This window comes from Duganella sp. BJB1802, from assembly GCF_013369445.1.
GTDB classification, from domain to species: domain Bacteria; phylum Pseudomonadota; class Gammaproteobacteria; order Burkholderiales; family Burkholderiaceae_D; genus Rugamonas; species Rugamonas vulcania_A.
In genome coordinates this window covers 194,236-220,867 of sequence record NZ_JABWEF010000003.1, presented here as the reverse complement: position 1 = coordinate 220,867, position 26,632 = coordinate 194,236, and the positions used below count along the sequence as shown (strand labels likewise).

22 protein-coding genes and 1 other RNA gene are annotated in these 26,632 nt (G+C 65.8%); 14 read left to right on the top strand and 9 right to left on the bottom strand.

The genetic code is table 11. The features are described 5' to 3' along the window. Positions 1-6: 6 nt before the first annotated feature. Entirely contained in the window at positions 7-858 is an 852-nt protein-coding gene (locus tag HUX88_RS06390; RefSeq protein ID WP_176361201.1) for an aldo/keto reductase, read from the bottom strand. A gap of 124 nt (positions 859-982) precedes the next feature. On the opposite strand from HUX88_RS06390, the gene HUX88_RS06385 reads away from it, so the two are divergent. Next, a complete protein-coding gene (locus tag HUX88_RS06385; protein WP_176361200.1) occupies positions 983-1,927 on the top strand; it encodes a LysR family transcriptional regulator in 945 nt (314 codons plus the stop codon). Positions 1,928-1,943: 16 nt separating this feature from the next. Here HUX88_RS06385 and ggt read toward each other — a convergent pair whose 3' ends face one another. Next, positions 1,944-3,704, bottom strand: a complete 1,761-nt coding sequence (gene ggt, locus HUX88_RS06380) for a gamma-glutamyltransferase (RefSeq protein ID WP_176361199.1) — start codon at positions 3,702-3,704, stop codon at positions 1,944-1,946. 18 nt (positions 3,705-3,722) lie between these two features. After that, positions 3,723-4,214, bottom strand: a complete 492-nt coding sequence (locus HUX88_RS06375; protein WP_117013013.1) for a hypothetical protein — start codon at positions 4,212-4,214, stop codon at positions 3,723-3,725. 137 nt (positions 4,215-4,351) lie between these two features. On the opposite strand from HUX88_RS06375, the gene HUX88_RS06370 reads away from it, so the two are divergent. After that, on the top strand, positions 4,352-4,615 hold the full coding sequence (locus HUX88_RS06370) for a hypothetical protein (RefSeq protein WP_176361198.1): 264 nt from the start codon (positions 4,352-4,354) through the stop codon (positions 4,613-4,615). Between the two features lie 39 nt (positions 4,616-4,654). Here HUX88_RS06370 and rpoH read toward each other — a convergent pair whose 3' ends face one another. The 5 genes from rpoH to HUX88_RS06345 form a co-directional block, all read right to left on the bottom strand. Next, positions 4,655-5,545, bottom strand: a complete 891-nt coding sequence (gene rpoH, locus HUX88_RS06365; RefSeq protein WP_175001010.1) for an RNA polymerase sigma factor RpoH — start codon at positions 5,543-5,545, stop codon at positions 4,655-4,657. A gap of 279 nt (positions 5,546-5,824) precedes the next feature. Further along, complete coding sequence (gene ftsX / locus HUX88_RS06360) at positions 5,825-6,745, bottom strand: permease-like cell division protein FtsX (protein WP_176361197.1); 921 nt, start codon at positions 6,743-6,745, stop codon at positions 5,825-5,827. Further along, positions 6,742-7,398 (bottom strand): cell division ATP-binding protein FtsE, encoded by a 657-nt coding sequence (locus tag HUX88_RS06355; RefSeq protein ID WP_117013016.1) that lies wholly within the window; start codon positions 7,396-7,398, stop codon positions 6,742-6,744. The genes ftsX and HUX88_RS06355 overlap by 4 nt, the downstream gene beginning before the upstream one ends. Positions 7,399-7,417: 19 nt before the next feature. Continuing rightward, entirely contained in the window at positions 7,418-8,473 is a 1,056-nt protein-coding gene (gene ftsY, locus HUX88_RS06350) for a signal recognition particle-docking protein FtsY (protein WP_176361369.1), read from the bottom strand. A 121-nt stretch (positions 8,474-8,594) separates the two neighbouring features. Then, positions 8,595-9,539, bottom strand: coding sequence for a MerR family transcriptional regulator (locus HUX88_RS06345; RefSeq protein WP_176361196.1), 945 nt, complete (start codon positions 9,537-9,539; stop codon positions 8,595-8,597). Between the two features lie 1,076 nt (positions 9,540-10,615). Here HUX88_RS06345 and HUX88_RS06340 point away from each other — a divergent pair. Beyond that, on the top strand, positions 10,616-11,704 hold the full coding sequence (locus tag HUX88_RS06340) for a porin (protein WP_117013018.1): 1,089 nt from the start codon (positions 10,616-10,618) through the stop codon (positions 11,702-11,704). Positions 11,705-11,775: 71 nt separating this feature from the next. Beyond that, positions 11,776-12,267 carry a hypothetical protein gene (locus HUX88_RS06335; protein WP_229219225.1) on the top strand — a complete coding sequence of 164 codons (492 nt, stop codon included), beginning with the start codon at positions 11,776-11,778 and terminating at the stop codon, positions 12,265-12,267. 89 nt (positions 12,268-12,356) lie between these two features. On the opposite strand, the gene HUX88_RS06330 is transcribed toward HUX88_RS06335, so the two are convergent. Continuing rightward, the gene (locus HUX88_RS06330; protein WP_176361195.1) at positions 12,357-14,054 is read right to left on the bottom strand and encodes a thiamine pyrophosphate-binding protein; all 1,698 of its coding nucleotides are present in this window, start codon (positions 14,052-14,054) and stop codon (positions 12,357-12,359) included. Between the two features lie 115 nt (positions 14,055-14,169). Here HUX88_RS06330 and rnpB point away from each other — a divergent pair. The 10 genes from rnpB (at position 14,170) to murF (ending at position 26,631) form a co-directional block, all read left to right on the top strand. Further along, an RNA gene (gene rnpB / locus HUX88_RS06325) (RNase P RNA component class A) lies at positions 14,170-14,525 on the top strand. A gap of 66 nt (positions 14,526-14,591) precedes the next feature. Further along, a complete protein-coding gene (glpK, locus tag HUX88_RS06320; protein WP_161096971.1) occupies positions 14,592-16,097 on the top strand; it encodes a glycerol kinase GlpK in 1,506 nt (501 codons plus the stop codon). Between the two features lie 278 nt (positions 16,098-16,375). After that, on the top strand, positions 16,376-17,143 hold the full coding sequence (locus HUX88_RS06315) for an AraC family transcriptional regulator (RefSeq protein WP_176361194.1): 768 nt from the start codon (positions 16,376-16,378) through the stop codon (positions 17,141-17,143). Between the two features lie 201 nt (positions 17,144-17,344). After that, positions 17,345-19,591 (top strand): M9 family metallopeptidase, encoded by a 2,247-nt coding sequence (locus tag HUX88_RS06310; RefSeq protein WP_176361193.1) that lies wholly within the window; start codon positions 17,345-17,347, stop codon positions 19,589-19,591. Between the two features lie 642 nt (positions 19,592-20,233). After that, positions 20,234-20,662 carry a division/cell wall cluster transcriptional repressor MraZ gene (gene mraZ / locus HUX88_RS06305; protein ID WP_117013024.1) on the top strand — a complete coding sequence of 143 codons (429 nt, stop codon included), beginning with the start codon at positions 20,234-20,236 and terminating at the stop codon, positions 20,660-20,662. A gap of 9 nt (positions 20,663-20,671) precedes the next feature. Next, complete coding sequence (rsmH, locus tag HUX88_RS06300) at positions 20,672-21,649, top strand: 16S rRNA (cytosine(1402)-N(4))-methyltransferase RsmH (protein ID WP_176361192.1); 978 nt, start codon at positions 20,672-20,674, stop codon at positions 21,647-21,649. Beyond that, entirely contained in the window at positions 21,646-21,921 is a 276-nt protein-coding gene (gene ftsL / locus HUX88_RS06295) for a cell division protein FtsL (RefSeq protein ID WP_176361191.1), read from the top strand. The genes rsmH and ftsL overlap by 4 nt, the downstream gene beginning before the upstream one ends. Continuing rightward, the gene (locus tag HUX88_RS06290; protein WP_117013027.1) at positions 21,918-23,693 is read left to right on the top strand and encodes a penicillin-binding protein 2; all 1,776 of its coding nucleotides are present in this window, start codon (positions 21,918-21,920) and stop codon (positions 23,691-23,693) included. The genes ftsL and HUX88_RS06290 overlap by 4 nt, the downstream gene beginning before the upstream one ends. Continuing rightward, complete coding sequence (locus tag HUX88_RS06285) at positions 23,690-25,246, top strand: UDP-N-acetylmuramoyl-L-alanyl-D-glutamate--2,6-diaminopimelate ligase (RefSeq protein WP_117013028.1); 1,557 nt, start codon at positions 23,690-23,692, stop codon at positions 25,244-25,246. Before HUX88_RS06290 ends, HUX88_RS06285 begins: the two co-directional genes overlap by 4 nt. Next, positions 25,246-26,631, top strand: coding sequence for a UDP-N-acetylmuramoyl-tripeptide--D-alanyl-D-alanine ligase (gene murF / locus HUX88_RS06280; protein ID WP_176361190.1), 1,386 nt, complete (start codon positions 25,246-25,248; stop codon positions 26,629-26,631). The genes HUX88_RS06285 and murF overlap by 1 nt, the downstream gene beginning before the upstream one ends. The last annotated feature ends 1 nt before the right edge of the window (position 26,632 follow it).

Sequence of the window (26,632 nt, the reverse complement as noted above, 5' to 3'; positions counted from 1 at the left end):
CTGCGCTCAGATGTCCAGCTTGCGTTCGGACATCCACTTGACGATGGCTGGATCGCGATGCGAGAAGAAGCTGCTGGTGTTGGTGTCGAGCGCGGTGATGGCGGCCATGTCCGTGTCGTCGAGTTCGAAGTCGAAGATGGCGATGTTCTCGGCCATGCGTTCCTTGCGCACCGACTTCGCCAGGGCCACGATGCCGCGCTGCACCAGCCAGCGCAGCACGACCTGGCCCACCGTCTTGCCGTGGCGCGCGGCGATGGCCAGCAGCGCGGCGTTCTGGAACAGGCCGTTGCGTCCTTCGGCAAAGGGCGCCCAGGCTTCCGCCTGCACGCCGACCTCCTTCATGAAGGCTGCGCTCTCGAGCTGCTGCTGGAAGGGATTCACCTCGATCTGGTTGACTGCGGGCGCGATCTGGTTGAACGCGATGATGTCCATCAGGCGGTCGGGCTGGAAGTTGCTGACGCCGATGGCGCGCACCTTGCCGCTGCGGTAGGCGTCCTCCATGGCGCGCCACGAGCCGTGGACGTCGCCGAAGGGTTGGTGGATCAGGTACAGGTCCAGATAGTCGAGCCGCAGCCGGCGCAGCGATTTCTCGATGGCTTGCTGCGTGCGTTCGTAGCCGGTCTCCTGGACCCACAGCTTGCTGGTCACGAACAGCTCTTCGCGCGCGACGCCGCTTGCCCGCAGGCCCAGGCCCACGGCTTCCTCGTTCATGTAGGAGGCGGCGGTGTCGATCAGCCGGTAGCCGGTGTCGATGGCGTCGATGACGCTGCGCTGGCACTCGTTGGCGTCGGCGATCTGGAACACGCCGTAGCCGACCAGGGGCATCTGCAGATTGTTGTTCAGGGTGACATGTTTCATGGGGCGCTGCCTTCGGTGGTTGGTCTGGATTCACTTTAGACAAACAACCGACATCTGAATAGTGATAAACCGGTTGATTTATCCGCATTCAATTGGGGATAATCGGGGAGGGAGGATGCCCTTTATGGCGATCAACGAGCTTCGGTCTATCACGACCTTCATCAGGGCGGCGGAACTGGGCAGCCTGCGCAAGGCGGCGCAGGATCTGGGCATCAGCCCGCAGGCGGCGAGCAAGGCGCTGGCCCAGCTGGAGTCCCATCTGGACGCGCGCCTGTTCCATCGGACGACGCGGGTGATGTCGCTGACCGACGCGGGGCTGCGCCTGCTCGAGGAGGTGCAGCCGGCCGTGCTCGGCATGCAGCGCGCGCTGGCCAACGCCCGGACGGCAAAGGACGAATTCGCCGGGCCGTTGCGCATCGCCGGTCCCCGGACCACCTTCCAGCCGGTACTCTGGCGGCTGGTCGAGGAGTTCTGCGACATGCATCCTGGCATCCAGCCCGATGTGCTGCTGGAGGATCGCGTCGGCAACTGGGTGGAGGACCGCGTCGATGTAGGATTCCGCCTGGCGGCATCGCCCCACGAGGGCGTCATTGCGCGCCGGCTGTTCCCGTTGCAGATGGTGATCTGCGGCGCGCCGGCCTATTTCGGGCGGCATGGCGTGCCGGAGACCCTGGCGGCGCTGGCTGCGCATCGCTGCAGCGCTTTCCGCCATCCCGGCACGGGCAAGGTGGTGCCGTGGCATGTGAAGCTGGACGGGCAGACGGTGGACCAGCCGGTGGTGCCGGCGCTGTGCAGCAACGATGAGTTGTTCGAGCTCCAGGCTGTGCTCGCGGGCAAGGCGCTGGGCCAGCTCGCCGGCGTCACGGCGGCGCCGTACATCCGGGCGGGGCGCTTGATTCCCATCCTGGCCGAGCACATGCCGGACATCGCCGGTTACTTCGTCTACTTCGGCAGCAAGACTTCACAACCGGCGCGCGCCCGTGCGTTTGTGGATTTGGCGGTGGAGCGTCTGGCCGACAACCCGGACTACGTCTTGAGCGACAGCGAGTTGCGGCGCAATCCGGGCTAGCTGTTGCGGGGGCGCGCTAGTGCGCCGACTTCTGCACCAGCGCGCTGCCGGCGCCGTGGCGCCGGCCTTCGCTGACGGCGGTGACGGTGCCGTCCGGGTTGAACACCAGCGCGTTGGCGGCGCCGATTTCCTCCGGCTTGTTCCAGTGCTGGCCCCGCTTCTCCAGCGCCCCGGCCTGCGCGGTGCCGGCGAAGCCCGGCTCGACGTCGGTGGCCATGCCGTTGCGCTCGGACAGGCGCGGCGCGTTGAGCGCGTCCGGCATGCTCATGCCCAGGTCGACGTAGTTGAAGATGGTCTGCAGCACGGTGGTGATGATGGTCGCGCCGCCGGGGCTGCCGATCGAGAACGCCGGCTTGCCGTTCCTGAACGCCAGCGTCGGCGACATGCTGCTGCGCGGCCGCTTGCCCGCTTCCGGCACGTTGGGCGCGGGGCCGGAGAAGTTGAAGTCGGTCATCTCGTTGTTCAGCAGGAAGCCGTAGCCCGGCACCACGATGCCGCTGCCGCCCCATGATTCGATGGTGTAGGTGTAGGAGACGATGTTGCCGTCCTTGTCCGACACGGTCAGGTGGGTGGTGTGCGCGCCCTCGGCCAGCAGCTTGTTGGCGTTGGGGCGCAGCGGCACGCTCGGGTCGTTCTGGAATGGATATGGATCGCCGGCCGGCGCCTGCACGCTGGCCTGGTCCGGGTTGATCAGCTCGCGTCGGCGGGCGGCGTAGTCCTTGCTCAGCAGGCCGGCCACCGGCGCTTCGACGAACTCGGGATCGGCCAGGTAGGCGTTGCGGTCGGCGAAGGCCAGGCGGCTGGCCTCCAGGTACAGGTGTTCGGCCTTGTCCCTCGGCATGGCCTTGAGGTCGTAGCCTTCGAGGATGTTGAGCGCCTCGGCGATGGCGATGCCGCCGCTGCTCGGCAGCGGCATGCCGTACAGGTCGTAGCCGCGGTAGGTGCTGTGCACCGGCTGGCGCAGGCGCGCCTCGTAGTTGGCCAGGTCGGCCATCGTCATCCGGCCGGCGCGCACCTGCACGCCGCTGGCGACCTTGGGCTGGTTGACCGCGTCGACCACGGCGCGGCCGATCTTGCCTTCATAGAAAACCTTGACGCCGCCGGCCGCCAGTTCGCGGTAGGCCTTGGCCATGCCGGGGTTGCGCAGGGTGCTGCCGGGCTGGATGGCCTTGCCGTTGCGCAGGTAGAGCGCGGCGGTGTCGGGGAACATGCTGAACTTGGCCTGGCTCTCCTCGACCAGGCGCGAGAAGTTGGCGTTGACCGGGAAGCCCTCGCTGGCCACGGCGATGGCCGGCGCCAGCACCTGCTTGAAGGACATCGAGCCGTAGCGGTCCAGCGCTTCGTGCCAGCCGCGCACGGTGCCCGGCACGCCGACCGACATGCCGCTGGCGACCACGGTGTCGAAGTCCATTTCCTTGCCGTCCTGCTGGAATACGGTGGGCGTGAAGCTGGCCGGCGCGGTTTCGCGGTGGTCGACGGTGATCACGCGCTTGTCCCTGGCCAGGTAGATGACCATGAAGCCGCCGCCGCCGATGCCGCAACTGAACGGGTCGGTCACGCCCAAGGTGGCGGCCGCCGCGACGGCGGCGTCGACCGCGTTGCCGCCCTGGTTGAGGATGGCCAGCGCGGCCTTGGAGGCGGGCTCGCTGATGGTGGCGACCGCGCCGCCGCTGCCGGTGGCGACCGGGGTCTTGGCCCAGGCCGCCGGCGGCAGGACCAGCGTGAGGATGATGGTGGAAACGAGAACGGTGCGGGCGGGGCGTCGGGACAGGGTCATGGGGGCGCGGGGTCCGGGTTAGGATGAGGGGGCGTTGCTCACCCTCAAGCTTACCCGATAATCCGGCGTGGCTTCATTCTTGGCGGGGACCGCCTGCGGTTCGACGCCGGTCAGCGTGAAGGTCAGGCCGTTTTGCGTGACGCTGGGGCGGGCGTTGGGCATGCTGTCGGACAGCACGAAGTTGCTGGTGGTGCCGTCGGCGGCGGTCAGCGCGAAGCTGTAGCTGATGTAGCCGGCCCAGACGCACACCGCGCCGACGCGGCAGCGGCTGTCGTTGACGCGCTCGAGCTTGAGGCTGGGCGCGCCGGCGGTGGCGCCGCTGATGCCGGGCGCGGCGGCCGGCGCGATGGCCACGCTGGCGCCCTGCGTCAGCACATAGGTCTGGGCGAACGGCTGCGGCGCGGCGGCGGGGCGGCCGACGGCGGACGCGGAGCCGCAGGCGTGCAGCATGGCCAGCACGGCCGCCAGCAGCGGCAGGATGATCAACTGCCTGGTGAGTGTGGATTTCATTGGCATCCTCTTCCTTCAGAGTAGACGGCAAGCTTAGCAAAAAGATCACGTCGATGTCGCACGAACCGCAGCTTTACAGCGCTGGGTCAAACTATGTGCCGTAGAATGGGGGCCCTGAATCACATTGATCGAACAAAATGAAAAAGACCGGCATGGCGAAAAGCGACGCTAAAAAATTAATGGGCCAGATGTCCGCCCCTGGCGCCGCCAGCTTCGGCAAGGTGGCCGAGGTGGTCGACAAACGGGAACAGCGCAAGCGCGACCAGGCGCTCGGACTGGTGCCGTTCGCGGTCAAGCTCAACGGCGACCTGGTGCAGCGGCTGCACGCCAGGGCGAAGGAGGGCGACACCGACCTGAACCAGCTGGTCGGCGAGCTGCTGGCGCAGGCGCTGGCGGCGTAAAAAAAGCCCCGGACGGGGCTTTCCTCAGGGCGCGGCGCCTTATACGTAGGCGGCCAGCGCGCCCTTCATTTTCTTCAGCGCGGCCACTTCGATCTGGCGGATGCGCTCGGCCGAGACGCCGAATTCCTCCGCCAGCGTGTGCAGGGTGGCGCCGGAGCCGTCGTCGTTGGCCAGCCAGCGGCTTTCCACGATGCGGCGCGAGCGGGCGTCCAGCTTGCCCAGCGCCTCCTCCAAGCCTTCCGATTGCAGGCGGGTCACCTGTTCGGCCTCCAGCACGCGGGTCGGCTCGCTGGCCTCGGACGACAGGTAGGCGATCGGCGCGAACTTGTCGTCCTCGTCGTCGTTGGGCGATTCCAGCGCGATGTCGCGCCCGCTCAGGCGGGTTTCCATCTCGATCACTTCCTCGCGCTTGACGTCCAGCATCTTGGCCAGGCTGTCGATCTGGGTCGGCGTCATGGCGTCCAGGCCGGTCTTGTGGCTGCGCAGGTTGAAGAACAGCTTGCGCTGGGCCTTGGTGGTGGCCACCTTGACCAGGCGCCAGTTCTTCAGGATGTACTCGTGCATCTCGGCCTTAATCCAGTGCATCGCGTACGACACCAGGCGCACGCCCTGGTCCGGGTCGAAGCGCTTGACCGCCTTCATCAGGCCGATGTTGCCTTCCTGGATCAGGTCGGCGTGCGGCAGGCCGTAGCCCAGATAGCCGCGCGCGATCGACACCACCAGGCGCAGGTGCGACAGCACCAGCTCCTGCGCGGCGCCCAGGTCGTTCTTTTCCTTGAGGCGCTTGGCCAGCGAGATTTCATCGTCGTGCGTCAGCATCGGCAGGCGGTTGACGGCCGAAATGTAGGCGTCCAGGTTGCCCAGGTTGCCTGTGAACCCGAGTCCCAGGGCGCGATTGGTGGCGGGGACCAATGCAGTCGGTGCGGACATAGTCATGTTCATTCCTTCGCTCGATGATGTTGCTTGTTCTTAACGATTCTTGGTTCTGTAGAGAATTGTTTGCTCTTCAGTTCACGTATATTAGCACTCTCCTTGGTTGAGTGCCAATCATCGGATATTAATCGCTTTGATAGTAAAAATACTATGACGTTTTTAGGCATCATGGCATCTGATTAATGCAGCATGCGCGTTGGAGCTTAGGCCGGGCTTAATGCTAATTCGGCGGGGGGCAACCCTTCCGTGCGGGGGCGCACGGAAAGGGATCAGGGATCAGTTGAGGCGGGACAGGTGGCGCTGCACGGACAGCAGGGCGCCGATGAGGCCGAGGCCGGCCGACAGGGCCAGCAGGCCGGCCATGGCCAGCGGCGGCAGCGGCGCCAGCTGGAACTCGGAGGCGTACAGCCGGGCGAATTCGGCGATCGCCACGTTGAGCGGACGCAGCGCCAGTGACACGGCGCCCAGCGCCACGCCGCCCGCGCACAGGCCCAGCAGCGCGCCGGTGTAGTAGAAGGGGCGGTGGATGAAGCTGTCGGTGGCGCCGATCAGCTTGGACACCAGGATTTCCTCGCGCTGGGTCATCACCTGCAGGCGGATGGTGTTGAAGATCACCGCCACCACCACCGTGCCCAGCGTGGCGGCCAGCAGCAGCAGCGCCAGGCGCAGCACGTTGAGCAGCGCGGCCAGGCGCTTGACCCAGGCCGAGTCGACCTGCACCGTGTCGACGCCGGGCAGGACGCGGATCTGCGCGGCCAGCTGGTCGACGTCGCCGCCGGCCTGGGCGTTGCGGAAGGCGTCCAGCTTGAGCACGTAGCTGTCGGGCAGCGGGTTCTCGCCCAGCGTGGTCAGCACGTCGGCCAGGCCGCTCTTGTCCTTCAATTGCTCCAGCGCCTTTTCGCGCGGGGTGAAGACGATCTTGGCCTGCTTGTCGCGCACCGCCTGGCGCAGCGACACGGCCAGCGCCTCGGCCTGCTCGCGCGGGGTGTCCTGCTTGAGGAAGATGCTGATCTCGGGATCGACCGAGAGCTGCTCGGACATCGGGCGCACGTTGTCGAGCAGGGTGACGCCGGTGAACGGCAGCGCCAGCGCGATCGCCACCACCAGGATGTTGAACAAGAAGCCGCCGGGCGAGCGGCGCAGGTGCACCAGGGCCGCGGCCAGGGCGTAGCGGTGTTGCCGGAACCAGAGCGTCATGCCGCCACCTCCAGCTGACCGTGCTTGAGATGGATGACGCGCGCGGCGGCGTCGAGCATCTGTTCGTCGTGGCTGGAGATCAGGCAGGTCACGCCGACCGAGTGGAAGGCCTTGAGCGCGTCGAGCACCTGGTTGGCGCTGGCGCGGTCCAGGTTGGCGGTCGGCTCGTCGGCCAGGATCACCTGCGGGCGGTTGACGATGGCGCGCGCGATCGACACGCGTTGCTGCTCGCCGCCGGACAGGGCCAGCGGCTGGGCGTCGGCGCGCGCCAGCAGGCCGACCTTGTCGAGGGCGGCGCGGGCGCGCTGCTCGGCCTGGGCGCGCGAGGCGCCGGTCACCAGCAGCGGCAGCATGACGTTGGCCAGGATGGAGCGGTCGGTCAGCAGCCGTTGCTGCTGGAAGATCAGGCCCAGGTTGCGCCGCAAGAACGGCACGGCGGCCGGCTTGATGCGGGCGATGTCCTGGCCGTTGACGATCACCTGGCCGGCGCTGGGGCGCTCGACCGCGGCGATCATCTTGAGCAGCGTGGACTTGCCGGCGCCCGAGGGGCCGGCCAGGAACACCAGCTCGCCCTTGGCCACGGTGAACGAGACGTCGCGCAGCGCCGTCGCGTCGGGGGAGTATTGTTTCGAGACGTTGCGGAATTCGATCATGGCGGGCGCGATTCCTGGCTTAACCCAGCAGGGCTTCAACGAACTCGGCGGCCACGAAGGGCTGCAGGTCCTCGATCTTCTCGCCGATGCCGATGAAGTACACCGGCACCGGGCGCACGCGGGCGATGGCGGCCAGCACGCCGCCCTTGGCTGTGCCGTCGAGCTTGGTGATCACCAGGCCGGTCAGCTTGAGGGCGTCGTCGAAGGCCTTGACCTGGGCCAGCGCGTTCTGGCCGGTGTTGCCGTCGATGACCAGCAGCGTCTCGTGCGGCGCGCCTTCCATGCCCTTGCCGATGACGCGCTGGACCTTTTTGAGCTCCTCCATCAGGTGCAGCTGGGTCGGCAGGCGGCCGGCGGTGTCGATCATCACCACGTCCAGGCCCTTGGCCTTGCCGGACTGCACGGCGTCGAAGGACACGGCGGCCGGGTCGCCCGAGGCTTGCGAGATCACGGTGATGTTGTTGCGCTGGCCCCAGACCATCAGCTGCTCGCGGGCGGCGGCGCGGAAGGTGTCACCGGCGGCCAGCAGCACCGACTGGCCGTGGGTCTGCATGTGCTTGGCCAGCTTGCCGATGGTGGTGGTCTTGCCGGCGCCGTTGACGCCGGAGATCATCATCACGGTCGGCTGGTGGCGGCCCAGCTCGAACGGGCGCTGCAGCGGGGTCAGCAGCTCGATCAGCAGCTGCTTCAGGGCGGCCTTGACGGCGGCCGCGTCCAGCAGCTTGTCGTCCTTGACCTTTTGCTTGAGGGCGTCGAGCAGGTACTGGGTGGCGTCGACGCCGGCGTCGGACATCAGCAGGGCCGCCTCCAGCTCGTCGTACAGATCGTCGTCGATCTTGGCGCCGACGAACAGGATCGACAGGTTGTTCGAGGTCTTGGACAGGCCGGCCTTCAGGCGCGACATCCACGACAGCTTGGGCGCCGGCTCCTCGATCGGCAGCAGATCCGGCAGATCCGGCAGCGCGGGCGGGGCGGACGGTTCGATGGCGGGGGCGGCGGCAGCGGTAGCGGCAGTAGCGGCGGCGGTCGGCGGCGTTGCGGGGGCGACGGGTTTTTTCTTGAAGAAACTAAACATGGACATGTGGTTGGGGGCGCTTCAAGCGGATGGCCGGCGGCGCCGGACACGGGGAAAAATGCCGCTATTTTACCAGAGCGCGGCGCCCCCGCCCGGCCATGCTACCGGAATGACAAGATTTTCAGCCGGCCGCGGCGGCGTGGCGCTGGCGCCAGTCGGCGATGGCGGCGCTGATGTCGGACAGCGCGTAGACCCGCACGTACGGCGGCCGGCGCCGCTTGAACGCGGCGTTGCCGCCGCCGGCCCACAGCTCGGTGCCGCCGCCCAGCCGGGTGTGCAGCTCGGCCAGCGCGTCCAGCGCCTGGCGCGCGTTCATGCCCACCGAGAACGACAGCGCGATGATGTCGATGCGCTGCACGCGGGCCGCCTCGACGATGTCGAGCAGCGGCGTCTGCACGCCCAGCGAGATGCAGTGCGCGCCCTCGGCCACGCACATGGCCTCGGCCATCAGCAGGCCCAGGCCGTCGCGCTCCTGCGGCAGGGTGGTGAGCATGAGGCGCGGCGCGCCCAGGTTGCTGGCGTTGGCCTGCGGCATGGCGAAGATGGCGCTGCGCATGACCACCGTCAGCGATTCGGTATACAGATGTTCCTCGAAGGTGGCCAGCGCGCCGCTGGCCCAGGCCTCGCCGATCAGCGCGGTCAGCGGCGCCACCAGCTCGATCACGAAGCTTTTCAGGCCCATCATCAGCAGCGCCTGCGACAGCTTGCGGCGCAGCGCCTCCATCTGGTGGCTCTTGCACAGGTCGAGGTAGCTTTGCAGGGCGGGCGGGGTCACGCTGGCGCCGTGCAGGCTGCCGGTGGCCTGGCCGGTCAGCGCCTGCAGCTCGGCGGTGCTGTACTGGATCACCTTGCCCGGGCGGTAGCCCAGGTCGATCAGGCGCTTCACCAGCCGCAGCTTGTGCACCTGCTCGATCGGATACACCCGTTCGCCGTTCGGGTCGCGCATCGGCTGGGGGAAGTCGTAGCGCCGCTCCCACACGCGCAGGGTTTCCTTGGCGACGCCGGTGTCGCGTTCGACGTCGCTGATCGTGCTAGGAACTGTTTGTGTAGAAACTTTAATAGTCATCAGGCTTAAGCGGCAACCATTTATTGGGCAGTCGCGAGGGTTGGCACGGGGTCCGGGTGCACAGTGCGTCGGCGGCCGGGGCCGGGGAACGCGACCTGCATTTTACATTCGATTTGCGCCCGAAAGTATGGCGCCGCCTATCGGGTTTTGCCCGGTTTGCCCTATGGGAAAGACCTTGTCCACGACACACAGTTGACATACAGAACTAATGAACTGTTTAGCGGCTTTCCCCCTGCTTTGTCGTGGACAATATAATTTGCGGCGCCCCAAAAAAACTGTGGCCGTCAGCAACATTTGGCTGCCGGCGCCGCCTTTTGTGCGCTGGATCAAGCGCGGCGCCGCATGCGCCAAATTCATGCGCCCGGGGGTGATTCGCACGGCATGCCGGCGGATTTTGCAAGGTTTCTTGAGGGGATTGTCTCTAATTCGCAACAGGTAGCAATTTCTTACAAATTGCTGATGCAGCGCAACACCGGGCGCGCGCGACAAAATTTCCTACACTTATAAAGCGTTTACACTATGAGCAAAGTTGGTCGGAGGGCTATTTTGCCCGCAGAAAACTCCGAACAAAGTCCGGAGTTGTAAGCTTATTACCATTGCGTCGGGGCGGGCGGCGGGGCACTTCAGTATAAAATGGCGTCAGAAATAGCAAAGAGGCTATTTTTACTTGGTCCGACAACGATGTAGTCGCGCTTGTATTGGCCACTCGGGTGCCCCGCACAACGGGTCGCCGGAGGGATGCATCGGGCGGAAATACCGGGCTAGTTGCCTGACTCGGCAGGAAATATTGCGATGCAGTAAAATACTGTTGTTTTGAAAACGGACAGGGGTGAGGGTGGTCAATATGAGCGCTTTTACACTTGATCGACAAGCAAAGCATCAGTATAGTGCCGCCTCTGGCGCATTTTGCGCTGCGATAAAGCCGGCGTCGATAGAATCGGCCGCAATTTTAAGTGAACGCGTCCCACAGTCGGGATCGCACAGTGGCAGCTGGGGAGTTTGCCCTCACGCACAGAACCGAACACGCCGTCATACTAGCTTTACCTTTTTACAGCAACACAACTGAAGGAAACATAATGAAAAAATCCCTTATCGCCATGGCCGTCCTGGGCGCAATGAGCTCCGCAGCGTTCGCACAATCGAACGTCACGATCTACGGTATCGTCGATGCCGGTATCGTGAGCGAGCGCGGCGGCGTTGCCAACACCACCAAAGTCACCAGCGGCGTAGGCTCGGCCTCCCGTCTGGGTTTCAAAGGTACGGAAGATCTGGGCGGCGGTCTGAGCGCTGTCTTCGTGCTGGAATCGGGCGTTAAAGTCGACACCGGTGAGTCCGATGTTGCCGGTTCGATCGCCAACCGTCAGTCCTACGTTGGTCTGAAGTCGACCACCGCCGGCCAGCTGACCCTGGGCCGTCAGTACACCCCGTACTACGAAACCCTGCGCGACGTGGCTGACCCGTTCGCACTGGGCTACGCTGGTACCGCCAAGAACCTGTTCGGCGTGGCTGGCAACAACACCCGCAACAGCAACGCCATCGTGTACCAGACTCCTTCGATCGAAGGCTTCCAGGGCGAGATCTCCTACTCGGTGGGCGAGCAGGCTGGCAACGCGTCGGCACAGCGTCAAATCGGCGGCTGGGCTGGCTACTCGAACGGTCCTCTGAACGTGCGCGTCGCTTACAACGCACGTAACAACGACCTGTCGGCAGTTGGCGCCACCCCAGCGGTGAGCACCGACATCGGCCGCAACAGCCTGATCGCCGCCAACTACGACTTCGGCGTGGTCAAGGCTTTCGCTGCGTTCAGCAAAGACAAGGGCACCAACAGCTCGCCACTGGCTAACACCAGCAACCCGTTCGGCTACGCCGTTGCTCCTGGCGCCACCCGCGACAGCAACGTCGCCCTGATCGGCGCGACCGCTCCTGTCGGTCCTAACGGCACCGTGATGGCGTCGTACACCCGCAAGAACGACAAGGAAGTCGCTAACCACGATGCAGACCAGTGGGCAGTCGGCTACTCGTACGCTCTGTCGAAGCGCACCAGCACCTATGTTGCTTACGCTAAGATCAAGAACAAGAACGGCGCCAGCTACACCGTTGGTAACAACACCGAAGCTGGTTCGGGCGACAAGGCCTTCAACATCGGCATGCGTCACTCGTTCTAATCTGATCTGATCAGTTAGTACCCACAACGGCTGCCTGGTGCAGCCGTTGTTCATTTCTGAAAGCCGTTACCATGATGACTACCCCACGCGCCGCGCTGGCCGGCGCCATCCTGCTGGCCTCCTGCGCCGTGATCGCCGCGCCCAGGCTGGCGCGCAAGCCGGCCGCGCCGGCCGGCGCCCTGCCGCGCTACGGCATGGTGGTGTACTCCGACCTGTGCATCCATCCGGACAGCGGCGAGTTCGGCGGGCAGCGCATCACCTTGCAACGGTTTTCGGAAGTCGACACGGTGCTGTATGAATACACGGCCGGCGGCCTGAGCTGGCCGGTGGTGGCCAGCGACGTCAACATCGACCCGCGCGGCAGGCAGCTGTACTTCACGGTGCAGCCGCCGGACGAGGACGAGCGCACCATCAGCGGCAAGCTGGCCGACGGCGGCAACACGCTGGTGCTGGACGGCGGCTACTGCGGCGACGCGGCGGTGCCGGCGGCCGCGGGGGCCGCACGTCGGCCGCAAGGCCGGCGCCTGCCGCGCCTGCCCGGCGCCCAAGCCGCACAAGGATAGGGAGAAGGAAGAGGAAGCGCCGGCGCCGTCCATCGACGCCGGCCAGACCACCACCGCCGGCCTGTGAGCCGGCGGTTTTTTTATGGCGCTCAGGCCTTGGCGGCCAGGGCGTTCTTGCGGATGGTCTCGAGCGTGGCGCCCGGCGTGATCAGGTTGCCGTCGTAGCGCAGCTCGATCACGGCCGGCAGCTGCTGGCCGTTGGCGTAGGCCAGCGCGCGTTCCAGCGCCGGCGCGAATTCCGCCGTGGTGGCGACCACCTCGCCGTGGCCGCCGTAGGCCACGGCCAGCGCGGCGAAGTCCGGGTTGTGCAGCTGGGTGCCGGACACGCGGCCGGGGTAGTGCAGCTCCTGGTGCATGCGGATGGTGCCGAACATGCCGTTGTTGAACACGATGATGACCACGCCCGCGCGGTACTGCACGGCGGTGGCCAGCTCCTGGCCGTTCATCATGTACTCGCCGTCGCCGGCGAAGGTGATCACGGTGCGGGCCGGGTCGATGATCTTGGCGGCCACGCCGGCCGGCACGCTGTAGCCCATGGCGCCGCTGGTCGGCGCCAGCTGCGTGCGCATGCCGCCGTAGCTGTGGAAGCGGTGCGCCCAGGTGGCGTAGTTGCCGGCGCCGTTGGTGATGATGGTGTCGTGCGGCGCGATCCGGTCGATCTGCTGCACCACCTGCCACAGGTCCAGCGGCGCGGCGCCGTCCTGGAAGATCGGCGGCTGGCGCTGCCACGCGGCCAGGTCGGCCTTGGCCTCGGCCACCGTGGCCTGCCAGGCGCTTGCATCGACCGGCGCCATCGCGGCCAGCATCGCCGTCACCTGCGGCATGCCGCTGTTGATCATCAACTCGGCCTGGTAGACGCTGCCCAGTTCCTCGGCGTCGGCGTGCACGTGGATCAGGCGCTGGGCCGGCAGCGGCGCGGCGATCAGCGCGTAGCCGCCGGTGGTCATCTCGCCCAGGCGCGGGCCGATCGCCAGGATCACGTCGGCCTCGCGCACGCGCGCGGCCAGCTTGGGGTTGATGCCGATGCCGACGTCGCCGATGTAGTTGGGGTGGGCGTTGTCGAGCAGGTCCTGGAAACGGAACGCGCACGCCACCGGCAGGTGGTTGGCCTCGGCGAAGGCTTGCAGGTCGGCGCAGGCTTGCGCGTTCCAGCCGCCGCCGCCCAGCAGCACCAGCGGCTTTTTGGCGCCGGCCAGCAGCGCGCGCACCTGCGCGATCTGCGCGGCAGACGGCGAGGCCTGCACCGGCTGGTAGCGGCGGGTGTCGGCCACGCTGGCGACGGCGGTCAGCATGTCCTCCGGCAGCGCCAGCACCACCGGGCCGGGACGGCCGCTGGTGGCGATCTGGAAGGCGCGCGCGATGTACTCGGGCACGCGGTCGGCGCGGTCGATCTGCGCCACCCACTTGGCCATCTGGCCGTACATGCGGCGGTAGTCGATCTCCTGGAACGCCTCGCGGTCGACGAAGTCGTTGCCGACCTGGCCGATGAACAGGATCATCGGGGTCGAGTCCTGGAAGGCGGTGTGCACGCCGATCGAGGCGTTGGTCGCGCCCGGGCCGCGCGTGACGAAGCAGATGCCCGGCTTGCCGGTCATCTTGCCGTAGGCGTCGGCCATGAAGGCGGCGCCGCCCTCCTGGCGGTTGATGATGAAGCGGATGTCGGAGTCGTGCAGCGCGTCGAGCACGTCGAGGTAGCTTTCGCCGGGCACGCCGAAGGCGGTGTCCACGCCGTGGATCTTCAGGGCGTCGACCAGGATCTGGCCGCCGGTGCGGGATGGTTGCGTCATGTCTGGCCTTATGGGTATAGGTATCCTGCATTCTACGGCCGGGCGCAGGGACCGGCTTTTCTAATGGCGACACCAAATTTCAGATTTGGAGGGGCGGGCTGTTACAATAGCGGTTGAAGCAAGCCAGACAGCCGCTGGCCAGCGCGTAATGCCTGGCGGGAGGAAGGTCCGGACTCCATAGAGCGGGGTGACGGTTAACGGCCGTCCGCTGAAAGCCTACTCCAGTGTACTTGTACGCTGGAGGGGGTATAAGGCGAGGAATAGGGCCACAGAGACGAGCGTATTAAGTTACGGTGAAACGCGGTAACCTCCACCTGGTGCAATTCCAAATAGGCACGCGATGATGCTGCTCGCGGAGCGTGCGGGTAGGAAGCTTGAGCGCTGGAGTAATCCAGCGCCTAGAGGAATGGCTGTCATAGCGCGGGTTCGCCTGCGCCGTAACAAAATCCGGCCTATCGGCTTGCTTCAACTAATAACGATGTTCGCGGCTGCCGCGGGACCGACGCGCACGCCGCGGCGCTCCAGGGGACTTTGCCGATGAAAAAATACATACTGGCCTTGGATCAAGGCACCACCAGCTCGCGCGCCATCCTGTTCGATCATCAGGGCCACATCTGCGGCAGCGCGGCGCAGGAATTCCCGCAGCATTTCCCGCAGCCCGGCTGGGTCGAGCACGATCCCAACGAAATCTGGAACAGCCAGCTCACCGTGGCGCGCAAGGTCCTGCACGACAACCACGTCGACGGCAGCCAGATCCTGGCGATCGGCATCGCCAACCAGCGCGAGACCACCGTGGTGTGGGACCGCAAGAGCGGCGAGCCGATCGCGCCGGCCATCGTCTGGCAGGACCGCCGCACGGCCGATACCTGCGAGGCTTTGCGCGCCGACGGCAAGGCCAAGAAAATCACCGACATCACCGGCCTGGAGCTGGACGCGTATTTTTCCGCGACCAAGCTCAAATGGCTGCTCGACCACGTGCCCGGCGCGCGCGAGCGGGCGCGCCACGGCGCGCTGGCCTTCGGCACCATCGACAGCTGGCTGACCTACAAGCTGACCGGGCGCCATGTGACGGACGTCAGCAACGCCTCGCGCACCATGCTGTTCAACATACACCTGATGCGCTGGGACCACGACCTGCTGCAGCTGTTCGACATTCCCGAGGAGATGCTGCCGCAGGTGGTGTCGTCCAGCGAGGAGGTCGGCCACACCAAGGCCGCGCTGTTCGGCGCGGAGATCCCGGTGGCCGGCATCGCGGGCGACCAGCAGGCCGCCACGTTCGGCCAGGCCTGCCTCAAGCCGGGCATGGTCAAGAATACCTACGGCACCGGCTGCTTCATGCTGATGCATCTGGGACGGCATCCGGTGGCGTCGCACAACCGCTTGCTGACCACGGTCGGCTGGCGGGTCGACGGCGCCACCGATTACCTGCTGGAGGGCAGCGTGTTCATGGGCGGCGCCACGGTGCAGTGGCTGCGCGACGGGCTGGGCATCATCGAGCGGTCCAGCGACGTCGAGGCGCTGGCCGCCAGCGTGCCCGATAGCGGCGGCGTGTTCATGGTGCCGGCCTTTGTCGGGCTGGGCGCGCCGCACTGGGATCCGTATGCGCGCGGCGCGCTGGTCGGCCTGAGCCGGGGCAGCAACCGCGCCCACATCGCGCGCGCGGCGCTGGAGGCGATCGCTTATCAAAGCGCGGAGCTGATGGCGGCCATGCAGAAGGATGTGGCGGCGTCGCACCATGCGATTCCATTGACCGAGGTGCGCGCGGACGGCGGCGCGGCCCGCAACGATCTGCTGATGCAGTTCCAGGCCGACCTGCTGGGCGTGCCGGTGCTGCGGCCCACGGTGACCGAGACCACGGCGCTGGGCGCGGCCTATCTGGCCGGGCTGGCGGTGGGCTTCTGGGAGACGCAGGAGGAAATCGCCGCGCAGTGGTCGTGCGAGCGCCGCTTCGAGCCGGCCATGCCGGCCGGGCGCCGCGCCGAGCTGCTGGCGCAGTGGGGCCGCGCGGTCGAGCGCTCGCGCGGCTGGGTCGATGCCCGGTAGGATGTATATGGGGGGAGGGTCGTCACGATCCTTCGACGGACCTTGCTGAAACGGGCTTCTGAAACCTTCTGAAATTGATGGATTTCTTCTGCGCGGCGCGCGAGGCCGAGTGCAGAGAGATTCCACAGATTTCAGAACGTTTTAGAAGCCCGTTTCAGCACGTTTGCCAGAAGGATGGTGCATATACCCCCGGTGTGTGTATTCTCACGGCAAGGTTCCAGTGCGCGCAAGGATAAGGTAATATTGGTTGTCTTGTCACCTAAGCAACTGGAGCAGCGATGCAAAATGTCGAGTTGAATGCGATCGAAATCCTGTTCGACGAACTGAGCGATGTCGCGTTTTTCGTCAAGGACCGCGACGGCCGCTACCTGGCCGCCAACCGCACGCTGGTGCGCCGCTGCGGCCTGCGCAGCAAGCAGGAAATCGTCGGCAAGACGGTGCTGGAGGTGCATCCGCGCCACCTGGCGCAGAACTACATGGCGCAGGACCGCGAGGTCATCGAGGCCGGCCACACCATCAGCAAGCACCTGGAGCTGCACCTGTATCCCAACCGCCGCCACGGCTGGTGCCTGACCCACAAGACCCCGTTGCGCGACGACGCCGGCGCCATCGTCGGCCTGGTCGGCACCTCGCACGACCTCGGGCTGGCCGACGACCACCACCCGGTGTACCGGCAGATCGCCAGCATCGCCCAGCACATCCGCGACAACTACAAGGAACCCCTGTGCCTGAACCAGTTGGCGCAGGAAGCCGGCCTGCCGCTGGCGCGCGTGGAGCGGCTGTTCCAGCGCGTGTTCCACTACAGCCCGCGCCAGCTGCTGCTGCAATCGCGGCTGAACGGCGCGCTGGCGCTGATCGAGGCCGACCAGACCCGCAGCATCGCCGACATCGCCAACGACTGCGGCTATTCCGACCACAGCGCCTTCAGTCGCCAGTTCAAGGCGCTGACCGGCATGACGCCGGTGCAGTACCGCGCGCAGCACCACGGCGCGCGCGCGCTGGCGGCGGCGCCGGCGGCATCGTTGTGGCAGGGGCTGAACGCCTGAGCGCCATCCGCGCGCGCAAAAGTGTGGTATTTCCGCGCAAACGCTGTGCCGTTCCCGCACCCCCGGCTGTTTAAATAGAGCGAACCGCCGGCCACCGTCCGGTGTGCGCCATGCCTTGCAAACTCATCAAGATAGTATTTCCAAGCCGCCCAAACATGGCGGCCCAAGACCAATAACTATTCTTGAAGAAGAGAGGCAGACATGTCGTTATCGAGGAACATCCTGTATCTGGGCGGCCTATGCGTGGCCAGCCTGAGCATCGCAGCCCATGCTGACCAAAGCACCGATCCCGCCGCGGACCAGCACGGCCGCCTGAAGCAGGCGCCCATGCCGCACCAGCGCCAGAACCTGCCGCCGTCGGTCGAGCAGCAGAAGTACCAGGTGGCGCCGACCACCAAGCCGCGCTACGACCTGCTGCCGCGCTCCCAGCGCAACAGCCTGACGCCGTTGAGCGCGACGCCGGAATGCAAGGACATGGGCAAGCTGGCCAGCTACAGCGGCGCCGCGCTGGCCGACTACCTGGTCAACCTGCCGGACTACGAATGCACCTACGGCCTGTTCTCGCTGACGCCGGAGCAGGGCGCGACGGTTTACTCGGCCGCCAACATGAGCGCCATCGCCAGCCGCTTCACGCAGGAAGCCGCCAACTACAACGCCAGCGACATGAAGCTGGTCAACCTGACGCTGTACCTGCGCGCCGGCTACTACCTGGCCGAGGGCGGCACCATCGCCCAGCCGGCCCAGTCGCTGAAGACCGCGCTGCGCACGCCGATCAAGCAGCTGGCCGACGGCACGGCGCTGTATGCGCCCAACACGGTGGCCAGCAGCACCGCCGGCGAGGCGCTGCGGCTGATCACCAATATGCATGACGAGCCCTACTACCTGCCCAGCATGAAGGCGCTGGTGCAGCGCTACACCAACAGCTCGACCAACCCGCACGCGGTCGACGCGCTGCGCAACCCGAGCACCGCCGGCGCCTTCACCTCGGCGTTGACGGTGTTCTTCTATTCCCACTACCGCGCCGACGGCGTGCCGCTGCTGCAAAACGACCTGTCGTACGCGACCGCGCTGAACGCCTTCGTCACGTCCAACAAGGTGACGCTGCTGGGCGACTACTACGGCTATCAGCTCAACGACGCCACCAACGAGGCGTTCCGCTTCATGCAGTACCCGGCGCTGAAGGACGGCATCAAGCCGATGGTGAAAGCCATGCTGGCCAGTTCCAGCATGACCGGCGCCGACAGCGACCTGTGGCTGGCGGCCGCCTCGGCCGTCAAGTACTACGACAACGCCAACTGCGGCGAATACGGCACCTGCGACTACGTCACCCAGCTGGCCAACACCGTGCTCAAGTACAGCAAGGACTGCAGCCCGACGCTGCACATCCGCGCCCAGGACATGACGCCGGAACAGCTGCAGGACAGCTGCGACAAGCTGGCGGTGGAGGAGGGTTATGTGCACGAGATGTTGAAGACCAACCGCACGCCGGTGGCCAACGACTACAACACCTCGCTGGAGCTGGTGGTGTTCGACGACTACGCCAACTACAGCAAGTACGCCTCGGTCATCTACGGCATCAGCACCAACAACGGCGGCATGTACCTGGAGGGCGAGCCGGACCAGCCGGGCAACCAGGCGCGCTTCATCGCGCACGAGGCCTCGTGGCTGCGCCCGACCTTCCAGGTGTGGAACCTGGAGCACGAGTTCGTCCACTACCTGGACGGCCGCTTCGACATGCTGGGCGACTTCGCGCAGGCCACCTCGGTGCCGACCGTGTGGTGGATCGAGGGCATCGCTGAGTACATGTCGCTCAAGAATAACAACCAGGTGGCGATCGACATCGCCAAGACCGGCACCTACCGCCTGAGCGAGATCTTCGGCAACACCTACAGCATGAACGACTATGTGACCCGCGCCTATCGCTGGGGCTACATGGCGACCCGCTTCATGGTCGAGCGCCACCGTTCCGACGTCGACGCCGTGCTGGGCAAGTTCCGCGTCGGCGACTACAGCGGCTATCAGGGCTTCATGGGCACCATCGGCACCGGCTACGACGCCGAGTTCGCCGACTGGGTCAACCAGGCCACCACCGCCGGCCAGCCACCGCTGCCGGAGCCGCAGCTGCCGCGCTGCGCGTCGACCAGCTACCTGGGCAAGAACTGCGGCATCACCGGCCTGTCCTCGAGCGGCCAGGCGTATGTCTACCTGATGGTGCCGGCCGGCGCCCAGAACGTCAAAGTCTACAGCCGCGGCGGCAGCGGCGACGTCGACCTGTACCTGGCGCTGGACCGCTACCCGAGCGTGGCCTCGTTCGACATGGTGTCGGCCACCGCCGGCAACGCGGAAAACCTGTACCTGCCCAATCCGGTGGCCGGCCACTGGTACTACATCATGCTGAACGCCAAAACCCCGTTCAGCGGCGTGACGGTGTACGCGACCTACGACTGATTCTTGCCTGATTCTTGATTAAGAAGCACTTAAAACGGCGGCCGCACGGCTGCCGTTTCTGTTTTCGGCCGGCGGATTTCGTATAATACCGGCTGGCGGTGGTGGTCTAATTTGTCTATACAAGTTGGAGCGCGCCGCGGTGATGTCCCTCAACGAACCCAGGTTTTGCTTTCCGCTTCAGCGCGCCGCCGGCGCGACTTGCCGCAAGAAATCCCCTCCGCCCGCACATTCCCGCCCGTCCACCACCGATAACTATTTGCTATTGCAATGTTGGCGCTTTGCAACTTTATGCATTTAATTCAATTATTTTATGCGGCCTTTTTCAGCCCCGGCGCGGGGCCAAACACATGTGCGCAGATGAGGTAGCACATTCACACTTTGACATAAGTACTTAATTTACCTGACTATTTTATTTCTACCCGGCTTCAAGGAATCGCGCTAAGTCCTTAATTTCATTACTAAAATCGCTGTTTCGTTTGCCTGAAAGCGCTTGACCGTCATTCTTGCTTCCTCTAAAGTGGGCATCTGTGTGAAAAAGTGTCTTTTTGTGGGAAATTTCACCCGACTTAGCGGCGGGGGAGATGCAAAGCAGAAAACGCCGATCATGCTCCGCTAACCCTACTGAGGTCAAAAGGTAATCCCGTGTTTCAAGGCGCGTCCGCAATCAATCTCGATGCCAAAGGCAGGATGTCCATCCCTGCCAAGCACCGTGACGCGCTCTCGATCCAGTGCGAAGGCCGCCTCACGCTGACCCGCCATCCCGACGGCTGCGTCATGCTGTTCCCCCGCCCCGTGTGGGAGCAACACCGCCAGCAGATCGCCCAGTGGCCGCTGCAGGCGCGCGCCTGGCAGCGCATCTTCCTCGGCTACGCCACCGACGTCGAAATGGACACGGCCGGCCGCATCCTGATCGCCCCCGAGCTGCGCACCGCCGTCGGCCTGGAGCGGGAAGTCATGATGATGGGCATGGGTTCGCACTTTGAAATCTGGGATGCCGCCAAGATGGCGGAAAAAGAGCAGCAGGCGATCGAAGCCGGCACCCCCGATGTACTCGCCAATTTCTCCTTCTAAGGCTCCGTGATGACTACTACATCGGTGCCGGAATTTCAGCATCGGACGGTGCTGCTGGACGAAGCGGTCGACGCGCTGGCGCTGGACGGCGCGCGCGCCGATGGCGTCTACGTGGACGGCACCTTCGGCCGCGGCGGGCACTCGCGCCTGATCCTGTCCAAACTGGGCGCCAACGCGCGCCTGATCGCCTTCGACAAGGACCTGCAGGCGATCGCCACCGCCGAACAGATCAACGACCCGCGCTTCACCATCGTCCACGACAGCTTCGCCACCATGCACGCGGCGCTGGCCGAGCGCGGCGTGGCGCAGGCCGACGGCATCCTGCTCGACCTGGGCATCTCGTCGCCGCAGGTGGACGACGCTGCGCGCGGCTTCAGCTTCCGCAACGACGGCCCGCTCGACATGCGCATGGACACCACGCGCGGCATGTCGGCGGCGGAGTGGCTCGCCACAGAAACCGAACAGACACTGGAAAAGGTGATCAAAGAATATGGGGAAGAACGGTTTGCTTTTCAGATTGCAAAGGCGATTGTTGCTCGCCGGGCAGTCGAACCAATTTCAACCACACGACAGCTTGCCGGCATCGTGGCAGGCGCGGTCAAGACTCGGGAAAAGGGCAAGGACCCGGCCACCCGCACCTTTCAGGCTATCCGGATTTTCATCAATAAAGAGCTTGAAGACCTCGAGATCGGCCTGACGCAAGCCTGGAGCAGCCTGGCGCCGGGCGGCATCATCGCCATCATTAGCTTCCACTCGCTGGAAGACCGCATGGTCAAGCGCTTCTTCGCGTCCAAGGCCAATGTCGAGCAGCCGGACCGCCGGCTGCCGATCCGCGCGGTCGACCTGCCGCAGCCGGAGCTCAAGCTGCTGGCCAAGATCAAGCCGTCCGACGCCGAGGTGGACGCCAATCCGCGCGCCCGCTCGGCCGTGATGCGGGTGGCGCGCCGCCTGCCGATTCCTGCGGCCTCCGCGAAAGGCGCGGCATGAGCGGCAAGATCAACCTGGTGCTGGCCGCCTTGCTGGTGGCCTGCGGGCTGTCGCTGGTGAACGCCCAGTACCAGGCGCGCCATTTGTTCATCGAACTGGAACGCACGCAGTCGCAGGCGCGCCAGCTCGACATCGAATGGGCGCAGCTGCAGCTGGACCAGTCGACGCTGGGCAAGCACGCCCGCATCGAGGAGATCGCCCGCCGCGACCTGAACATGACGCCGCTGACCGCCGCGCGCACGCAGTACCTGACGCCGGAGGAATCGAAATGAGCCGCGGCAGCAACGTGAACACCTCGCGCGTGGCCGCCTCCAAGGGCGTGCCGTTCTCGAAGAACCCCGTACTGGCGGTGCGCCTGCCGGTGTGGCGTTCGCGCGTGGTGCTGTTCGTGTTGTTCGCCGCCTTCGCCGGCCTGGCCGCGCGCGCCCTGTGGCTGCAAGGCCTGTCGACTCAGTTCCTGCAGAAGCAGGGCGAGATCCGCTACGCCCGCACGCTCGACCTGCCGGCCACGCGCGGCAAGATCACCGACCGCGACGGCCAGGTGCTGGCGTCGTCGGTGCCGGTCAAGGCCATCTGGGCGATCCCGGACGACGTCCAGGACGCGCCGCCGGCAAAATTAAAAGAGCTGGCGCGCCTGCTCGACATGAGCAACGCCGAGCTGCAGAAGAAGCTCGACTCCGACCGCGGCTTCGTCTACCTGAAGCGCCAGGTGGAGCAGGACGTGGCCGACCAGATCACCAAGCTGGGGATCGACGGCATCCAGACCCGCAAGGAATACAAGCGCTTCTACCCGCAGGGCGAAGTGACGACCCACGTGGTGGGCTTCACCAACGTCGAGGACGTGGGCCAGGAATCGATGGAGCTGGCGCAGCAAAAGACGCTGGTGGGCCAGCCGGGCAGCCGCCGCGTGATCAAGGACCGCCTGGGCCGCATCGTCGAAGACATCGAATCGGTGCGCGAGCCGCACGACGGCAAGGACCTGACGCTGTCGATCGACAGCAAGATCCAGTACATCGCCTTCACCCAGGTGAAGGAATCGGTGGAGAAGTTCCACGCCAAGGCCGGCGCCGCCGTGGTGCTGGACGTGCACACCGGCGAGGTGCTGGCGCTGGCCAACTGGCCGACCTACAACCCCAACGACCGCTCCAAGCTGACCGGCGAGCAGCTGCGCAACCGCGTGATGACCGACACCTTCGAGCCGGGTTCCTCGCTCAAGCCGTTCACCGTCGGCCTGGCGCTGGACGAGAAGCGCATCACCCCGCACACCATGTTCGACACTGGCGCCGGTTCGATGGTGATCGCCGACCACGTGATCCACGACACCCACCCGCACTACATGATCGACGTGCAGACCATCATCCAGAAGTCGTCCAACATCGGCACCTCGAAGATCGCCTTGAGCATGCCGCCGCAGGAGATGTGGGAGATGTTCACCAAGGTCGGCTTCGGCCAGCAGCCCAAGTGGGGCTTCCCCGGCGCCGTGGCAGGCCGCGTGCGCCCATACAAATCGTGGCGCCCGATCGAGCAGGCCAACATGAGCTTCGGCCAGGGCATCTCGGTGTCGCTGATCCAGCTGGCGCGCTCCTACATGATCTACGCCCGCGACGGCGACATCATCCCGCTGTCGTTCCAGAAGGTCACCGAGGCGCCGCACGGCACCCAGGTGGTCAGCGCCAAGACCGCCGCCGAGATGCGCGAGATGCTGGAGATGGTCACGCAGCCGGGCGGCTCGGCCGTCAAGGCGCAGGTGCCTGGCTACCGCGTGGGCGGCAAGACCGGCACCGCGCAGAAGTTCATCAACGGCCACTACTCGCAGACCAAATACATCGGCAACTTCGTCGGCATGGCGCCGATGTCGAACCCGCGCTTCATCATCGCCGTCATGATCGACGAACCGGGCGGACCGGTGCACGTCGGCGGCGACGTGGCCGGCCCCGTGTTCTCCGCGCTGGCCGCCAACGCGCTGCGCGCCAAGAACATCACGCCCGATTCGACCCTTACCCATATCATCATTCCTGATAATGCATCACAGGAGAACATGTGACGACTTCTGACTTCGACCCGCTGGCAATCGCCGCCGCCATCCGCAAGCTCGCGCCCACCGCGCAACTGGCTTCGGATTCGCGCCGCATCAAGCTGGGCGATGTGTTTTTTGCCTACCCCGGCGACGCCGGCGACGGCCGCAGCTTCATCGGCGGCGCCGTCGAGCAGGGTGCCGCGCTGGTGGTGTACGACCCGGCTGGCTTCACCTGGGACGACAGCTGGGGCGTGCCCTATCTCACCGTCGAAAAGCTCAAGCAGCACGCCGGTGTGATCGCCCATGCGTTTTATGAGCAGCCGGATGCGGCGATGTTCACCGTCGGCGTCACCGGCACCAACGGCAAGACCTCCAGCGCCGTGTGGCTGGGCCACGCGTTGTCGCGCGGCGCCGAGCCGGCCGCCGTCGTCGGCACGCTGGGCGTGGGCCTGTTCCGCGCGCGCGGCGACGTTGAATACGACGTCACCGGCTACACCACGCCGGACGCGGTGCTGCTGGCGCGCACGCTGGCCGAGCTGCGCACGCAGGGCGCCGCCTCGCTGGCGATCGAAGTATCGTCGATCGGCCTGGAACAAGGCCGCGTGGCCGGCATGCACTTCGACGTCGCGTTGTTCACCAACCTGACCCGCGACCACCTGGACTACCACGGCACCATGGAGGCCTACGAGGCCGCCAAGACCAAGCTGTTCGACTGGCCCGGCCTGAAGACGGCGGTAGTCAACCTGGACGACCCGATGGGCCTGCGCCTGATCGCGCACCTGAAGGCGAAGGCCCCGTTGGCCGGCCAGATCCCGCTGATCGGCTACACGCTGCTCGACGCCGCCGCGCAACCGGACATCGAGGGCGTGCTGATGCTGCGCGCCAGCCAGATGCGCGCCAGCCGCAGCCTGGGCACCGAGTTCCACCTGGAGTGCGCGCTCGGCGTGGCGCTGGTCAAGACGCATTTGGTCGGCAACTTCAACATCAGCAACGCGCTTGGCGTGATGGGCGCGATGCTGGCCAAGGGCCTGGGCCTGCGCGCCGCCATCGAAGCGGTCGAATCGCTGCAGCCGGCGCCTGGCCGCATGCAGCAAGTCGGCGGCCAGGACGCGCCGATGATCGTCATCGACTACGCGCACACGCCGGACGCATTGGAAAAGACGCTGGCCGCGCTGCGCCCGGTGGCCACCGATCGCGGCGGCCAGCTGTGGTGCGTGTTCGGCTGCGGCGGCGACCGCGATCCGGGCAAGCGCCCGCAGATGGGCAGGATCGCGCAGATGGCCGACCATGTGCTGGTCACCAGCGACAACCCGCGCAGCGAAGACCCGCACGCCATCATCGAGCAGATCGTCGCCGGCATGGACCGCAACAACCCGGCATCGACCGTGCAGACGCTGGACGACCGCGCCGCCGCCATCCTGTCGGCCATCAAGCACGCCGGCAAGCCGGACGTGATCCTGCTGGCCGGTAAAGGCCACGAGCCGTACCAGGAAATCAAGGGCAAGAAACTGCCATTCTCGGACGCCGACCACGCGCAGCTGGCGCTGTCGGCCCGCTTAACCATGATGAGGACGAATTGATGCGTGCAGCACTCGCACAGATTCTGCCTTCTGTGACCGGCGCCGAATTGATCGGCTCCGGTGAAGTTGTATTCAGCGGCGTCTCCACCGACAGCCGCAACGTATTTGCAGGTTCGCTGTTCGTCGCCTTGCGCGGCGAGGTTTTCGACGCCCACGACTTCCTCGCGCAGGTCGCGGAGAAGGGCGCCGCCGCTGTCGTCGTTGAAGAACTGCCGGAAGGCTGGACCCTGCCGGCCATCGTTGTCCCGAACACGCTGGTGGCGCTGGGCCAGATCGCCAACCACTGGCGCCGCCAGTTCTCCATGCCCGTCATCGGCGTCACCGGCAGCAACGGTAAGACCACGGTCAAGGAAATGATCGCCGCCATCCTGGCCGCCGCCCACGGCGAAGAAGGCCGCCTGGCCACGCGCGGCAACCTGAATAACGAAATCGGCGTGCCACTGACGCTGTTCCGCATGGAGGCGAAGCAGCAGTCGGCCGTGGTGGAGTTGGGCATGAACCATCCCGGCGAGATCGGACGCCTGAGCGCCATCGCCACGCCGACCATCGCCATGGTCAACAACGCCCAGCGCGAGCATCAGGAATTCATGCACACCGTGGAAGCGGTGGCGCGCGAGAACGGCGCCGTGCTGGCCAGCCTGCCCGGCGACGGCGTGGCCGTGTTCCCGCATGGCGACGAGTTCACACCGATCTGGGAAGAACTGTCGGCCGGCCGCCGCGTGCTGCGCTTCGGCCTGACCAAGGACGCGGAAGTAAGCTGCACCTTCCGCGCCAACGATTTCGGCAACGAGATGTTCGTCACCATCCGCGAGGGCGAGGGCGAGCCGGAACAGTTCTTCGTCAACCTGCGGGCTGCGGGCGACCACAATGTGCGCAACGCGCTGGCCGCCGTGGCCTGCACCTGGGCCGCCGGCATCGCGCTGGAGAAGATCAAACTGGGCCTCGACACCTTCGCACCGGTCAACGGCCGCCTGCAGAAGAAGGCCGCTGCCAACGGCGCCGTCGTCATCGACGACAGCTACAACGCCAACCCGGACTCGGTGCGCGCCGCCATCGACGTGCTGTCCAAGGCCGCCGCCCCGCGCGTGCTGGTGCTGGGCGACATGGGCGAAGTCGGCACGCAGGGCCGCGAGTTTCACGAAGAAATCGGCGCTTACGCGCAGAGCAAAGGCATCGAACAGGTGCTGGTAACCGGCGAACTGGCCGCGCACATGAAGGGCGCGTCCATTCGTCATTTTGAAAACTTCGGCGATCTGCTGGCTGCTGTCGAAGCAGCCGTCACGCCGGATGCAACCGTATTAATCAAGGGCTCCCGCTTCATGAAAATGGAACGGGTCGTGCAGCATTTGATTGGATCGCAACAAGCTAACAAGGAAAGTCACTAAT

Coding starts and splice junctions, on each gene's coding strand:
- HUX88_RS06390 (WP_176361201.1), bottom strand. CDS start 858: ATGAAACATGTCACCCTGAACAACAATCTGCAGATGCCCCTGGTCGGC.
- HUX88_RS06385 (WP_176361200.1), top strand. CDS start 983: ATGGCGATCAACGAGCTTCGGTCTATCACGACCTTCATCAGGGCGGCG.
- ggt (WP_176361199.1), bottom strand. CDS start 3,704: ATGACCCTGTCCCGACGCCCCGCCCGCACCGTTCTCGTTTCCACCATC.
- HUX88_RS06375 (WP_117013013.1), bottom strand. CDS start 4,214: ATGAAATCCACACTCACCAGGCAGTTGATCATCCTGCCGCTGCTGGCG.
- HUX88_RS06370 (WP_176361198.1), top strand. CDS start 4,352: ATGAAAAAGACCGGCATGGCGAAAAGCGACGCTAAAAAATTAATGGGC.
- rpoH (WP_175001010.1), bottom strand. CDS start 5,545: ATGTCCGCACCGACTGCATTGGTCCCCGCCACCAATCGCGCCCTGGGA.
- ftsX (WP_176361197.1), bottom strand. CDS start 6,745: ATGACGCTCTGGTTCCGGCAACACCGCTACGCCCTGGCCGCGGCCCTG.
- HUX88_RS06355 (WP_117013016.1), bottom strand. CDS start 7,398: ATGATCGAATTCCGCAACGTCTCGAAACAATACTCCCCCGACGCGACG.
- ftsY (WP_176361369.1), bottom strand. CDS start 8,473: ATGTTTAGTTTCTTCAAGAAAAAACCCGTCGCCCCCGCAACGCCGCCG.
- HUX88_RS06345 (WP_176361196.1), bottom strand. CDS start 9,539: ATGACTATTAAAGTTTCTACACAAACAGTTCCTAGCACGATCAGCGAC.
- HUX88_RS06340 (WP_117013018.1), top strand. CDS start 10,616: ATGAAAAAATCCCTTATCGCCATGGCCGTCCTGGGCGCAATGAGCTCC.
- HUX88_RS06335 (WP_229219225.1), top strand. CDS start 11,776: ATGATGACTACCCCACGCGCCGCGCTGGCCGGCGCCATCCTGCTGGCC.
- HUX88_RS06330 (WP_176361195.1), bottom strand. CDS start 14,054: ATGACGCAACCATCCCGCACCGGCGGCCAGATCCTGGTCGACGCCCTG.
- glpK (WP_161096971.1), top strand. CDS start 14,592: ATGAAAAAATACATACTGGCCTTGGATCAAGGCACCACCAGCTCGCGC.
- HUX88_RS06315 (WP_176361194.1), top strand. CDS start 16,376: ATGCAAAATGTCGAGTTGAATGCGATCGAAATCCTGTTCGACGAACTG.
- HUX88_RS06310 (WP_176361193.1), top strand. CDS start 17,345: ATGTCGTTATCGAGGAACATCCTGTATCTGGGCGGCCTATGCGTGGCC.
- rsmH (WP_176361192.1), top strand. CDS start 20,672: ATGACTACTACATCGGTGCCGGAATTTCAGCATCGGACGGTGCTGCTG.
- ftsL (WP_176361191.1), top strand. CDS start 21,646: ATGAGCGGCAAGATCAACCTGGTGCTGGCCGCCTTGCTGGTGGCCTGC.
- HUX88_RS06290 (WP_117013027.1), top strand. CDS start 21,918: ATGAGCCGCGGCAGCAACGTGAACACCTCGCGCGTGGCCGCCTCCAAG.
- murF (WP_176361190.1), top strand. CDS start 25,246: ATGCGTGCAGCACTCGCACAGATTCTGCCTTCTGTGACCGGCGCCGAA.